The sequence below is a fragment of the Allofournierella sp. CML151 genome (assembly GCF_027853465.1).
Taxonomy (GTDB): Bacteria; Bacillota; Clostridia; order Oscillospirales; family Ruminococcaceae; genus Allofournierella.
The window spans coordinates 102,117-114,549 of record NZ_JAPNNW010000006.1; the positions used below are offsets into that span (position 1 = coordinate 102,117).

Sequence of the window (12,433 nt, forward strand, 5' to 3'; positions counted from 1 at the left end):
GCTTTTATTCGCCGTATAATAAGGTGTATTTTAATAGAGGCAACACCGCACAATTCACGCCTGCCGACTCAGGCGGCGTATCACGCCAAAATTTTCCGTGCTATTTTCCCAAAATGCTCGCCAAGCCACCAAGGCTTGTCTGCGCTTTTGGGTTCATATCACAAAAAATTTTCCGGCGCGCTCCACCACCCGGAATTATGCGGTGCTGCCTGAGGAAGCGCAAAGCGGCCGTTGGCCGCGGCGCGCACGGCAAATCATATCAACAAGGCGGCCAGCCCGCCCGATAAAGGAGAGACAGAACAATGGGAGCATTACAGGCTAAGGAAAACATCTGGTGGGTCGGCGTACAGGACCCGGATCTGCGCGTATTTGACATCGTGATGTACAGCGAGTACGGCACCAGCTACAACGCCTACGTGGTGAAGGGCGCCGAGAAGACCGCCGTGTTCGAGACCGTAAAGGCCAAGTTCTTCGACCAGTATCTGGAGAACCTGAAGGAGGTCTGCGACCCCGCCACCATCGACTACATCGTGGTGGGCCACACCGAGCCCGACCATGCCGGCGGCGTGGAGAAGCTGCTGGCCCTGGCTCCCAATGCCACCGTTGTGGGCAGCGCCACCGCCCTGACCTTCCTGAAGGAGATCGTGAACCATCCCTTCAAGAGCCAGGCCGTGACCGAGAAGGATCAGATCGACCTGGGCGGCATGCATCTGGAGTTCCTGAGCGTGCCCTTCCTGCACTGGCCGGACAGCATGTACACCTACATCCCCGAGGCCAAGGCTCTGTTCACCGTGGACTCCTTCGGCTGCCACTATGCCGATGACCGGGTGTTCAACGACCTGATCGAGGGCGACTTCGAGGCTGCCTACAAGTACTACTTCGACAACATCATGGGCCCCTTCAAGCCCTTCGTGCTGAAGGCTCTGAACCGGATCAAGGATCTGGACATCGAGTTCATCGGCAACGGCCACGGCCCCGTGCTGCGCACCAACATCCAGCACTACTTCGACCTGTACCGCAAGTGGGCCACCCCCGTGAAGAAGGCCCCCGAGGACCGGAACGTGGTCATCGCCTATGTTTCCGCCTACGGCTACACCAAGCAGCTGGCCGAGACCATCGCCGAAGGCCTGAAGGACGGCGGCGTGCAGCACATCCAGATGTTTGACCTGGTCACCGACGACAACGCCGCTGCCAAGGCTGCGCTGCAGTCCTCCGACGGCTTCCTGCTGGGCAGCCCCACTCTGGTGGGCGACGCTCTGCCTCCCATCTACGAGATGCTGGTGGGCCTGAACCCCATCATCCACCGCGGCCTGCCCGCCGCTGCCTTCGGCAGCTACGGCTGGAGCGGCGAGGCGGTTCCCAACCTGACCGCCCGCATGGAGGCCCTGAAGCTGGGCCAGCCCCTGCCCGGCCTGAAGATCCGCTTCAAGCCCAGCGACGCTCAGCTGGCCGAGGCCCGTCAGTACGGCCGCGACTTCGCCGCCGCCGTGCTGAAGTAAGCACAATTTCCCAATAAGCCAAAAGGACCGATGCGTTTCGCATCGGTCCTTTTCTTATGCGCTCAAAGATCGTCCGCGTCCTGCTGGGGCATCTCGCCGGGGATGGCGGGCATGCCGGTGTAGCTGCCCTCCGGGTCGTCCTTTGCGGGGCGGGCGGCCTTCAGCACCTGCTGTGCCGCTTTCGGGATGGATGTGGGGTCCTGTTTTTTCATGGCAAAGCCTCCTTCTGGTATAGATTCTGCCCAAATGGCCCATGCTGTATGCGCAGTTTATGAAAAGGAGCGATGTGCATGCAAAACGGCCCCAAGGCCTTCTGGCTTTCGTTTTTTCTCACCCTGGCCATCCTGATTCCGCTGCTGGGGGGCTTTGTGCTGTACGGTCTGTGGCAGCGCAGTACCGCCGCCCCGGCCCAGATCGCCCAGAGCGGGGTGCCGATTGGCAGCCCCACCCAGGAAAACGACCATACTCTCTTCGTGGCGGTGGCCGCCGAACAGCCCGGCTTTGTGCTGCTGCGGCTGGACGGTGTGAACAATATCATAAGAGTCTGCCCGGTGCCCGCGGCCAGTGTGGTGTCCGCCCCCAGCGGGCCCACCCTTCTGCGGGACAGCTACGCCAGCGCCGGGCCCGGCCGGGCGGCGGAGCTGCTGAGCCAGACGCTGAACATCCAGATTGACCGGTATCTGGCCATTGCCCCGGCCAGCCTTGCCACCGCCTGGAACGGTATGGAGCCGCCCCGGGTGAATCTGACCGGTCTGCTGGAGCCCCAGGAGCTGGCGGCTCTGGGCCTGAGCGAGGACCCGGTGGTGAGCCTTGCGCCGGAGAGCGCTTCGGAATTTCTGGCAAAGCTGGAGGGGGAGGGAGTGCCGCCCGCCCGGCTGGAGCGCATCCGGGGCGCAGTGTGGGACGCGGCCCTGCGCCAGCAGCTGCCCAGCCTTGCCACCACCCTGATCGAGGGCCTGCGCAAGGCCAGCAGCACCCTGCTTTCCGACCTGACCCTCACCGACCTGTACGACCTGCAGGATACCCTCGACTGGCTGGCCCGCCAGCAGGCCCAGGTGGAGATGGAGGTCATTCCCGGCCGCTGGGGTGAGGAGGGGGAGCGCTACGAATTCACCGAGGACAGCATAGCCAGCGCCGGCAGCTGGTTTGTGCAGCGCCAGCAGCCCGGCGAAAGCCCGGCTCTGGCCACGCCCGGTCCCTCGGCAGGCGCTTCGGCCAGCCCGTCGCCCAGTCCGTCGGGGCAGATTGGCTCACCGGTAGGCGTGACCCCGCGGCCCTCGGCCAGCCCCACCCCGGCGCCAAGCCCCACGCTGCCACCGGTGAGCGGAGCCCCGGCGGGAGCGCTGGGGTAACCGGAAAGCGGCTCAGCCCCAGAGCCGGGCCAGCAGGGCGGCCAGGGGCTCGATTTGCTCTTCCGCCAGCGCGCCGTAGCCCGCCACCAGGGTGTTGGGAGGGCAGGAGGCGGCGGTGCAGTATTCCGAAAGACCGGTGATTCGTATTCCTTCGGCCCGGGCCAGACGGACCAGCTCCGCTTCGCCCGGGCCGTTTTTTACCTGAATCAGCAGGTGCAAACCGGTGTGCTGGCCGGAAAAATGCAGCCGCCCCGGCCCGAAGGCTGTGTCCAGCGCGCCGGTGAGAGCCTGCATCCGGGTGCGGTATTTGCCCCGGCAGCGGGCCAGGTGGCGGGTGAAGTGGCCCTCCTGCAAAAATACCCGCAGGGTCTGTTGCTCGAACCGGCTTACGGTGGAGGAGTAAAAGCCGAACTCCTCCTCAAAGCGGGCCAGCAGGCCCCGGGGCAGCACCATGTAGGCAATGCGGATGCTGGGGGCAAGGCTGCGGGAAAAGGTGGAGAGATACACCACCGGCCCGCCGCTGCCCGCCATGCCCTGCAAACTGGGCAGGGGGCGCAGCTCGAACCGGAACTCTGAGTCGTAGTCGTCCTCGATGATGTACCGCCCCGGCTCGGCCAGCGCCCACTGCAGCAGCGCCGCCCGCCGTCCGGCGGGCATCACCGCGCCGGTGGGGAACTGGTGGCTGGGGGTCACATAGGCCAGGCGGGCGCCTGTCTCGGCCAGCTTGTCCACCTGAAGACCCTGCTTGTCCACCGGCACCGGAAGGCAGTCCATGCCGCTGCTGTGCAGAATACGCTGGGTGCGGCTGTAGCCCGGGTCCTCCACCGCGGCCGGGCCCTCCACCAGCCGGGCCAGCAGGCCCAGAAGGTACTCCACCCCCGCGCCCACCACGATCTGGTCCGGCGCGCAGTCCACCGCCCGGTAGGCACGCAGGTAATCCGCAATGGCCTGCCGCAGGTCCTCGTCCCCCTGGGGATGGCCCCGGGTGAGCAGCTGGGGCTGGGAGTAGAGCAGCTCTTTTTGAATACGGCCCCAGGTGCGGAAGGGGAAGAGGGCGGTGTCGATGCCGCCGGTGGAAAGGTCATACCGCCACACCGGCACATCGGCGGGCCGGGGCGCGGGCGCGGGGCCGGGCAGGGCGGTCTTGGGACCGGTGTAGCGCTGCACAAAAAAGCCGGACCGGGGCCGGGCTTCCAGGTAGCCCTCCGCCACCAGCAGCTGGTAGGCGGTGTCCACCGTGTTCACGCTCACCGAAAGCTCCTCGGCCAGGCTGCGCTTGCCGGGCAGCCGCTCGCCGGGGGCCAGCTCCCCCTGGCGGATCTGGGCCACAATGGCCCGGTACAGCTGGTCATACAGCGGCCCGTCCCCCTCCCGGGCGGCAAAGGAAAGCTGGAACATACGGCAGACTCCTCTCTTTTGCTTAGTGAAGTGGTAAAACTGACCCCATAAAAAAGTTACGTTCTGGATATTATCATGGGGTCAGAATCCGGTATAATATGAGCATAGAGAACGGGGCGCAAAAAGTCAAGGCATACCGCAGATTCCGCAGGATGGGAAGGATGCGGTGCTGCCTCTGATACAAAACAACCCGCCCCGCCGGGAGGCATATCTATGGAAAAGAAGTTTTGGAGCGTGCAGCGGCTGGCGGTGTTCGGCCTGATGAGCGCGCTGGTATTCGCGTCCAGCTGGATGCAGATTCCCATCGGTGATGTGAGCCGGGTACACCTGGGCAACGGCTTCTGTGCGCTGACCGGCCTGCTGTTCGGACCCTGGGTGGGCGGCCTTGCCAGCGGCATGGGCAGCATGCTGTTCGATTTCACCAACCCCCTGTACATTGCCGAGAGCTGGATTACCTTTCTGACCAAGTTCTTCATCGGCTTTGTGGCCGGTCTCATCGCCCGCAAGGGCATGGGCAAAAGCCCGGCGGCTCAGCGCGCCTGGGACATCGCGGCCGCGGTGGCGGGCACCCTCACCTATGTGGTGCTGTATCTGGGCAAGAGCTTCATCATGATGTATTTCATTGAGCGGCAGACCCTGGGCGCGGTGCAGGTGCAGCTGGTCACCAAGCTGCTGAGCAGCCTGATCAACGCAGGCGCGGGCGTGCTGCTGGCGGTTATTCTGGCCGGGGCACTGCGTCCGGCGCTGAAGCGGGCGGGCCTGTTCCGCAAGCAGCTGCTGTGCTGAATCTCATTTAAAATCCGAAGGACGGGGAGAAATTTTCCCCGTCCCTTTTTTGTTCGACGGCCCTCGTTTGACTTTTACCTGCCCGCCGCGATACAATAAATAGTGCATTTAAGAGGTAGCACCGCACAATTCCAGGTGGTGGAGCGCGCCAGAAAATTTTTTGTGATATGAACCAAAAAGCACAGCCAAGCCTTGGGTGGCTTGGCGAGCATTTTGGGAAAATAGCACGGAAAATTTTGGCGAGATACGCCGCCTGAGCCGCGAGGCGTGCATTGTGCGGTGTTGCCTTAAAGCCGCGCGGGGCGCGGGCGGCCACGGTGCCGCGAAACGGAGGGCAAAACATGAACACAGCGCGTCAGGTGCTTTTGATCTACAATGCGGCCGCGGGTAAGCGGCGGGTGGCCCAGGAGCTGGAGCCCATCATCACCGGGCTGACCCGGGCGGGCTGCCTGGTCACCGCCTGCCCGGTGGGCGAGGGGCCGGGTGCGCCGGAGCTGCTGGCGGCGTATCCGGACCGGTTCGACGCGGTGGTCTGCTGCGGGGGCGACGGCACCCTGCACTACACGGTGAACGACGTGATGGCCCTGCCCCGGCCGCTGCCGGTGGGCTATCTGCCCTTTGGCTCCACCAACGACTTTGCCGCCTCGGCGGGGCTGCGCCGCCCGCTGGAGGAAAACTGCGCGGGCATTGGACGCTTCGCGCCGCAGGCGCTGGACCTGGGCCGGTTCAACGAGCGTCACTTCTGTTATGTGGCGGCCTTCGGCATGTTCACGGCGGTGTCCTACCAGACGCCCCAGGCCACCAAGAATCTGCTGGGTCACTTTGCCTATGTGCTGGAGGGTGTGCTGCGGCTGGACCTCTCCCAGGGCTGGAAGGCAACCATTCAGGTGGATGACGAGACCCTGGAGGGCGAATTCTGGTACTGCTCGGTGAGCAACTCCCGCTACATCGGAGGCATGGCGGTGCCGGAGCAGGGCGCGGTGCAGCTGGACGATGGCCTGTTTGAGGTGATGATTCTGCGCAAGCCCCAGACCCTGCCCCAGGCCCGGCGGCTGGTGACGTGCCTGATGAGCCAGAAGCCGGACGGCGAGCTGTTGTATCTGCTGCAGGCAAAGCGGGTGCGGGCGGTATTCGACGAGCCCACCGGCTGGACGCTGGACGGCGAGGCCAGCCCCCAGGTGACGGAAGCAGACATCCGGGTGGAGCCGGGGCGGCTGGAGCTGCTGGTTTGAATGCAAGGAAAAAGGCGGAGAAGGGCGATTCTCCGCCTTTTTTGTGCCTGTGTGGGAGCAGGACGCGGAATTCGGGCAAAAAAGGTGAAAAATTTGCGTAGAAAGGCGTTTTTTCGCCGTATGGTTTGCGCTGGTGGGTAAAATGGTGTAAAATAGATGGGTACGAGTAATTTTCCCGACTGAAAAAAGAAAGGTGAACGAATCGTGGCATCCAATCGTAAACCTGCGCCCTGGCAGAGAAAACTGCGGGCGCTGCTTCAGAAGCCGGCGGCCCTGCCCATTCTGGCGGCCGTCTGCGGCTTGATTATCGTGGCCATTGCGGCCATCGTGGTGTGGTTCACGGTGCTGGGCGGAAAGTCTTCCACCTCCGGCTCCAGCTGGTCCGAGCCCGCCAGCGACGCTTCCTACGACGCTACCGCCGACAAGGTGGATGTGGAAGCTTACAAGGGCACCGTGCTGCACGAGACCGAGGACGCCGGCCAGGAATACCTGGACGAGACGCTGTTCCTGGGCGACTCCAACACCGTGCGTTACATGGTCTACGGCCCCGAGGGAAGTGAAGACTCCTACACCACCATCGACAACAACATCGGCGTGGTGAGCATGGGCGTGCAGCAGATCACCAGCCTGAAATGCGAGAACTTCGTGGGCCGGTCCTCCGCGGTGACCATGCCCGCGGCGGTGGAGATCATGCAGCCCCGCCGGGTGATCATCGGCTTTGGCACCAACAACCTGACCATGAGCGTAGATACCTTCATTGAGGAGTACAAGGAGGGCCTTGCCGCCATCCACGAGGCGTACCCCTATGCGGATATCATCGTGAACGCCATCCCCCCGCTGGACAAACAGCGCAGCAACACCGCCCTGAGCATGAAGCAGGTGGACGCCTTCAACAGCGCCATTGTGGAAATGTGCGAGGAGGAGGGCTATAAGTATCTGGACAGCAGCCAGGCTCTGGAGGACCCCGAGACCGGCTGGGCCAAGACCGACTACACCCTGAGCGACGGCGTACACCTGAGCCAGAAGGGCGTGCGTGCTCTGTTTGAGTATATTCAGACCCACGCCTACATCACCGAGGACACCCGGCCCAAGCCCCTGAACAAGGTGCCGGAGGTGCAGGGCGTTACCCCGAACCTGATCACCAGCGATCCCATCGCGGTGCGGGGCGAGAACGGCCAGACCAGCACCAAGGTGCCGGTGGAATTTGTGTGCAGCGAGGGCGGCAGCCTGAGCGGCTCCACCAGCCAGATGGTTGCCAAGGGCGGCACCTGCTCCACCGTGACCGCTGTGCCCGATGAGGGCTGGGTCTTCGCGGGCTGGGGTGCCAGCATCGGCAGCACCGGCGGCAGCGGCGAAAGCCTGACCTTCACGGTACCCGGCGACGCGGATGCCAACGGCGTGATCATCACCGCCTATTTCGAGCAGGAGGAGGCCGAGCCCACCGAGACACCGGAGCCCACCGCATCGCCCGAACCCACGGCTGAACCCACTGCCGTGCCCAGCGCGGCACCTACCGCAGCGCCCACCGCGGCACCTACCGCAGCGCCCACTGCGGCACCCACCGCAGCGCCCACCGCGGCACCCACGCCCGCACCCACTGCCCCTCCTGCACCCACCGAGCCGCCCGCACCCACGGAGGCCCCTGTGAACAGCGTGCCTGAGGTGACGGTGCCGGATAACTCCACCCCCGCAAACGCGGCTCCCGCTCCGGAAGAGACCGGCAGCGAAGCAGCCACGGCGGGCTGATCCTACATAAAAAGCGAAGAGATCCCCAAAAAGATCTCTTCGCTTTTGTGTGTAATTGACCAAAACGAGAACCGAGGATGGAAAACGCTATGAAAACCAAAGCCAATAAGCAGGGCCTGATGCGGCGCTTCTGGCCCTACCTGCGCAAGTACCGGCGCATCCTTGTGCTGGATCTGTTCTGCGCAGCCCTCACGACCCTGTGCGATATGGTGCTGCCGCTGATCATGCGCTATCTGACCAACACCGCCACCACCGACCTGGCGGCCCTCACCGCCCAGGTGGTGCTGCAGCTGGGTGCTCTGTATCTGGTGCTGCGGCTCATCGACGGCGCGGCCAACTATTATATGGCGGATATGGGCCATGTGATGGGTGTGTATGTGGAGACCGACATGCGCCGGGACGCCTTCGCTCACCTGCAGCGGCTGGGCCATACCTATTATTCCAACACCAAGGTGGGCCAGATCATGGGCCGCATCACCAACGACCTGTTCGATGTGACCGAGTTCGCCCACCACTGCCCGGAGGAGTTCTTCATCGCGGCCATCAAGATCGCCGCCTCCTTCGTGATTCTGTGCCAGTCCAGCGTGGCGCTGACCTTGATCCTCTTCGCCTGCGTGCCCCTGATGGCGGTGGTGTCCACCATCATCAACCAGAAGATGCGGGCGGCCTTCCGCCGCCAGCGGGTGCAGATCGGCGAGCTGAACGCCCGCATTGAGGACAGCCTGCTGGGCGAGCGGGTGGTGAAGGCCTTTGCCAACGAGGAAGTGGAGAAGGAAAAGTTCGAAAAGGACAACGCCGCCTTCCAGGCCATCAAAAAGCAGAGCTACCGCTACATGGCTGCCTTCCAGACCAGCACCCGCCTGTTCGACGGCCTGATGTATCTGGTGGTGATCGTGGCCGGCGGTCTGTTTCTGGTGTACGGCAAGATCGATCCGGGCGACATGGTGGCCTACATGCTGTATGTGACCACCCTCATCGCCACCATCCGCCGCATCGTGGAGTTTGCCGAGCAGTTCCAGCGGGGCATGACCGGCATCGAGCGCTTCTGCGAGATCATGGACGCGGACGTGGAGATCTTCGACGAGCCGGACGCAAAGCCGCTGGACGTGAAGGCGGGTGCCATCCGGCTGGAGAACGTGAGCTTTGAATATCCGGACGACCACAATCAGGTGCTGCGGGATGTGAACCTGTCCATCCGGCCCGGCGAGAAGGTGGCCCTGGTGGGGCCCTCCGGCGGCGGCAAGACCACCCTGTGCAACCTGATCCCCCGGTTCTACGATGTGACCGGCGGCCGCATTCTGATCGACGATCAGGACGTGCGCAGCGTGACCCTGAAAAGCCTGCGCAGCGCCATCGGCGTGGTGCAGCAGGACGTGTACCTGTTCAGCGGCAGCGTGTATGAGAACATCGCCTACGGCAAGGTGGGCGCCAGCCGGGAGGAAGTGATCGCCGCCGCCAAGCTGGCCGGGGCCCACGAGTTCATCACCCAGCTGAAAAACGGCTACGATACCTACGTGGGCGAGCGGGGCGTGAAGCTGTCCGGCGGGCAGAAGCAGCGCATCTCCATCGCCCGGGTATTTCTGAAGAACCCGCCCATCCTGATTCTGGACGAGGCCACCAGCGCACTGGACAACGAGAGCGAGGTGCTGGTGGGCAAGAGCCTGGAGCAGCTGGCCAAGGGCCGCACCACCCTGACCATCGCCCACCGGCTGACCACCATCCAGCACGCGGACCGCATCCTGGTGCTGGGCGCCGAGGGCATCGAGGAAGAGGGCACCCACGAGACCCTGCTGGCAAAGCAGGGTGTGTACTACCGGCTGTGGAACGGCCTGGTGGGCGCGGAATAAACCGGATTTTACAAAAAGGCCCCGGGCGGCATGCTGCCGCCCGGGGCCTTTTTTCTTCCGGCGTGCATAAACTGGAAATTCTGGCAGATACTACGAATTACAATACCAATCCAAAGAAGGAGTCTGCCATGAAAGCAACAGGAATCGTGAGACGCATCGACGATCTGGGCCGGGTGGTCATCCCCAAGGAGATCCGCCGCACCCAGCGCATCCGGGAGGGGGACCCGCTGGAGATCTTCACCACCGGCGCGGGGGAGGTCATCTTCAAAAAATATTCCCCCATGGGCGAATTGACGGGCTTTGCCGCCCAGTATGCCGAGGTGCTCAACAAGGCGCTGAACCTGACCGCCCTGGTCTGCGACCGGGACAGCATCATCGCCGCCGCGGGCGGGTCCAAACGGGACTACCAGGAGCGGGGCGTGAGCATCCCGCTGGAGCGCATCATGGACCGGCGCAAGCCCTTCTGGCACAGCGGCAAAGCCGAGGAGTGCGTCTTCCCCTGCGAGGGGGCGGACAAGCACATTCTGGGCGCCTGTCCGCTGCTGGCCGGGGGCGATGTGGCGGGGGCGGTGCTGCTGCTCTCGGCCGACAAGAGCGCCCGCCCCGATGAATCGGAGCAGGCCGCCTTGCAGATCGCCGCGTCCTTTTTGGCAAAGCAGGTGGAGGACTGAAGCGCCAACCTTCCGGCTCCCACGGCCAGCACCGGCCGCGGGAGCCTTTGTTTTGCCCGCCCCGGCGGGAGATTGTGAACAAAGCATGAAACTTTTAAAATTTTTGCGCACCCCCTTGACAGCCGTATAAAATGGAGTAAAATAGACTTAGCACTCGGGAACATAGAGTGCTAAAACAATAAGCGAAAGAGGTGAGGACCTGTGCCGATGGATGATCGAAAGCAGCGTGTGCTGGAAGCGATTGTTGCCCTGTATACCCAGGGCGGCGAACCGGTGGGCTCGGGTCTTCTGAGCCAGTATCTGGATATGGCGGTCTCCAGCGCGACCTTGCGCAACGAGATGGCCGCCCTCACAAAGCTGGGCCTTCTGGAGCAGCCCCACACCAGCGCGGGCCGTGTGCCCAGCGCCAAGGGCTACCGGTATTATCTGGATCATCTGATGCAGCTCAAGGCGGGTCTTACCCCCCGCCAGAAGGCCCAGATCGACCAGGTGTTCGCCCGGCTGGACTACGAGCCGGATAAGCTGGCAGAGGGCGCGGCCAAGGCGCTGGCGGAGCACACCGGCTACACGGTGGCCGCCACCACCCCCCGGTCCGACGATCTGCGCATTGCCCATTTTGAGGTGGTGCAGGTGGGCCGCTATTCCGCAGCGGTGCTGGGCGTGACCAGCGCGGGCGGAGTGCGAACCCGGGTGGCCCGGCTGGAAACCTGCTTTTCCCGGCAGGACGCGCAGCTGGTTGCCATGGCCCTGAACCGGGGCCTGGCATTTATCGCCCCGGCAGACCTGAGCGCTCAGCGGCTGGCATCCGTGACCGCCAGCATGGGCGAGCGGGGCCCGGCGCTGTACCCGGTGGTGCAGGCCGCCGCGGCACTGCTGAGCGAAGCCGCCAAGGCGCGCAGCTATCTGGAGGGCCAGCAGTATCTGCTGCGCTGGCCCCAGCTGGAAGGCTGTTTGCCCGGCGTGCTGGAGCTGTTCGCCGATCAGGAAAAGGCGGGCCGGTTCATCACCCCGCCCACCGGCCGCACTTCGGTGCTGCTGGGGGAGGATATGGAAAACCCCATGCCCGGCCTTTGCGTGATGGGCAAGCGGTATCTGGCAGGCGGCGGGCTCACGGGAGCCATTGCGCTGCTGGGCCCGGTGCGAATGCCCTTTGAACAGCTGATCCCCATTCTGGAATATTATGCCTTGAAGCTCGGCGAATGCATGGCCGGCAAGGCGCAGGAGGACAATACATGAGCGAAGAGATAAAGAACCCCGCCCAGCAGCCCGAAGAGCAGCCGGCGGAGGAAACCAAAGCCGCCGAGACCGGCGCCGCTCCGGAGGAGAACACCGAGCGGGAGCACAAGAAGCACGGCAAGGAAAAGAAAAAGGATCTGGCCGCCGAGCTGGAGGCCGCAAAGGCCCAGGCGCAGGCCGCCGAGGCAGCGCTGAGCGCCGCCAAGGACCAGCTGCTGCGCACCGCCGCCGAGTATGAGAACTTCCGCAAGCGGTCGGCCCGCGAGCAGGACGCCGCTTTTAACAACGGCGTGGGCTTCGCGGTAAGCCAGATCCTGTCGATTCTGGACACCCTGGATATGGCGGCCAACGCCCCCACCACCGACGAGAACTACAAGAAGGGCGTGCTGATGACGCTGGACAAAGCGGCCGCCGCCTTCAAGGTGCTCAAGGTGGAGGAGATCCCCGCACTGGGCCTTCCCTTTGACCCGGAGGTGCACAGCGCCGTGATGCAGCAGCCCGCGGCCGAAGGCCAGGAGAGCGGCACCGTGGTGCAGGTCTTCCAGAAGGGCTACAAGCTGGGCGACAAGGTCGTCCGCCATGCTACCGTTGTGGTGGCTGAATAAGTCAAAAAGCCGAAACGGCTTTTTCATACAAAAACAATTAACTTCATTCTGACACGATTCG

General features: G+C 63.8%; 11 protein-coding genes. 9 read left to right on the forward strand and 2 right to left on the reverse strand.

Annotated features, from left to right (window positions below; translation table 11 throughout):
• Positions 1-302 precede the first annotated feature (302 nt).
• Positions 303-1,499 carry an FprA family A-type flavoprotein gene (locus tag PH256_RS06385; protein ID WP_087183204.1) on the forward strand — a complete coding sequence of 399 codons (1,197 nt, stop codon included), beginning with the start codon at positions 303-305 and terminating at the stop codon, positions 1,497-1,499.
• 62 nt (positions 1,500-1,561) lie between these two features.
• Here PH256_RS06385 and PH256_RS06390 read toward each other — a convergent pair whose 3' ends face one another.
• Complete coding sequence (locus PH256_RS06390; RefSeq protein WP_158096338.1) at positions 1,562-1,711, reverse strand: hypothetical protein; 150 nt, start codon at positions 1,709-1,711, stop codon at positions 1,562-1,564.
• 78 nt (positions 1,712-1,789) lie between these two features.
• Here PH256_RS06390 and PH256_RS06395 point away from each other — a divergent pair, with 78 nt between their 5' ends.
• Entirely contained in the window at positions 1,790-2,851 is a 1,062-nt protein-coding gene (locus PH256_RS06395; protein ID WP_270913454.1) for a hypothetical protein, read from the forward strand.
• A 12-nt stretch (positions 2,852-2,863) separates the two neighbouring features.
• On the opposite strand, the gene pdxR is transcribed toward PH256_RS06395, so the two are convergent.
• A complete protein-coding gene (gene pdxR, locus PH256_RS06400) occupies positions 2,864-4,249 on the reverse strand; it encodes a MocR-like pyridoxine biosynthesis transcription factor PdxR (RefSeq protein ID WP_270913455.1) in 1,386 nt (461 codons plus the stop codon).
• 213 nt (positions 4,250-4,462) lie between these two features.
• On the opposite strand from pdxR, the gene PH256_RS06405 reads away from it, so the two are divergent.
• The 7 genes from PH256_RS06405 (at position 4,463) to PH256_RS06435 (ending at position 12,372) form a co-directional block, all read left to right on the forward strand.
• Positions 4,463-5,035 carry an ECF transporter S component gene (locus PH256_RS06405; protein ID WP_087183207.1) on the forward strand — a complete coding sequence of 191 codons (573 nt, stop codon included), beginning with the start codon at positions 4,463-4,465 and terminating at the stop codon, positions 5,033-5,035.
• 341 nt (positions 5,036-5,376) lie between these two features.
• Positions 5,377-6,267: a diacylglycerol/lipid kinase family protein gene (locus tag PH256_RS06410; RefSeq protein ID WP_270913456.1), complete on the forward strand. Its 891-nt coding sequence runs from the start codon at positions 5,377-5,379 to the stop codon at positions 6,265-6,267.
• Positions 6,268-6,471: 204 nt separating this feature from the next.
• Positions 6,472-8,013: an SGNH/GDSL hydrolase family protein gene (locus PH256_RS06415; protein ID WP_270913457.1), complete on the forward strand. Its 1,542-nt coding sequence runs from the start codon at positions 6,472-6,474 to the stop codon at positions 8,011-8,013.
• 89 nt (positions 8,014-8,102) lie between these two features.
• Positions 8,103-9,860, forward strand: coding sequence for an ABC transporter ATP-binding protein (locus PH256_RS06420; RefSeq protein WP_242956092.1), 1,758 nt, complete (start codon positions 8,103-8,105; stop codon positions 9,858-9,860).
• A gap of 128 nt (positions 9,861-9,988) precedes the next feature.
• Positions 9,989-10,531, forward strand: coding sequence for a stage V sporulation T C-terminal domain-containing protein (locus PH256_RS06425; RefSeq protein ID WP_270913458.1), 543 nt, complete (start codon positions 9,989-9,991; stop codon positions 10,529-10,531).
• 207 nt (positions 10,532-10,738) lie between these two features.
• Complete coding sequence (gene hrcA / locus PH256_RS06430; protein WP_270913459.1) at positions 10,739-11,767, forward strand: heat-inducible transcriptional repressor HrcA; 1,029 nt, start codon at positions 10,739-10,741, stop codon at positions 11,765-11,767.
• A complete protein-coding gene (locus PH256_RS06435) occupies positions 11,764-12,372 on the forward strand; it encodes a nucleotide exchange factor GrpE (RefSeq protein ID WP_270913461.1) in 609 nt (202 codons plus the stop codon). Before hrcA ends, PH256_RS06435 begins: the two co-directional genes overlap by 4 nt.
• Positions 12,373-12,433 lie beyond the last annotated feature (61 nt).

Bases quoted from the DNA above. Each gene is read 5' to 3' on its own strand.
- hrcA (WP_270913459.1), top strand. From the start codon at position 10,739: ATGGATGATCGAAAGCAGCGTGTGCTGGAAGCGATTGTTGCCCTGTAT.
- PH256_RS06385 (WP_087183204.1), top strand. From the start codon at position 303: ATGGGAGCATTACAGGCTAAGGAAAACATCTGGTGGGTCGGCGTACAG.
- pdxR (WP_270913455.1), bottom strand. From the start codon at position 4,249: ATGTTCCAGCTTTCCTTTGCCGCCCGGGAGGGGGACGGGCCGCTGTAT.
- PH256_RS06390 (WP_158096338.1), bottom strand. From the start codon at position 1,711: ATGAAAAAACAGGACCCCACATCCATCCCGAAAGCGGCACAGCAGGTG.
- PH256_RS06395 (WP_270913454.1), top strand. From the start codon at position 1,790: ATGCAAAACGGCCCCAAGGCCTTCTGGCTTTCGTTTTTTCTCACCCTG.
- PH256_RS06425 (WP_270913458.1), top strand. From the start codon at position 9,989: ATGAAAGCAACAGGAATCGTGAGACGCATCGACGATCTGGGCCGGGTG.
- PH256_RS06420 (WP_242956092.1), top strand. From the start codon at position 8,103: ATGAAAACCAAAGCCAATAAGCAGGGCCTGATGCGGCGCTTCTGGCCC.
- PH256_RS06405 (WP_087183207.1), top strand. From the start codon at position 4,463: ATGGAAAAGAAGTTTTGGAGCGTGCAGCGGCTGGCGGTGTTCGGCCTG.
- PH256_RS06435 (WP_270913461.1), top strand. From the start codon at position 11,764: ATGAGCGAAGAGATAAAGAACCCCGCCCAGCAGCCCGAAGAGCAGCCG.
- PH256_RS06410 (WP_270913456.1), top strand. From the start codon at position 5,377: ATGAACACAGCGCGTCAGGTGCTTTTGATCTACAATGCGGCCGCGGGT.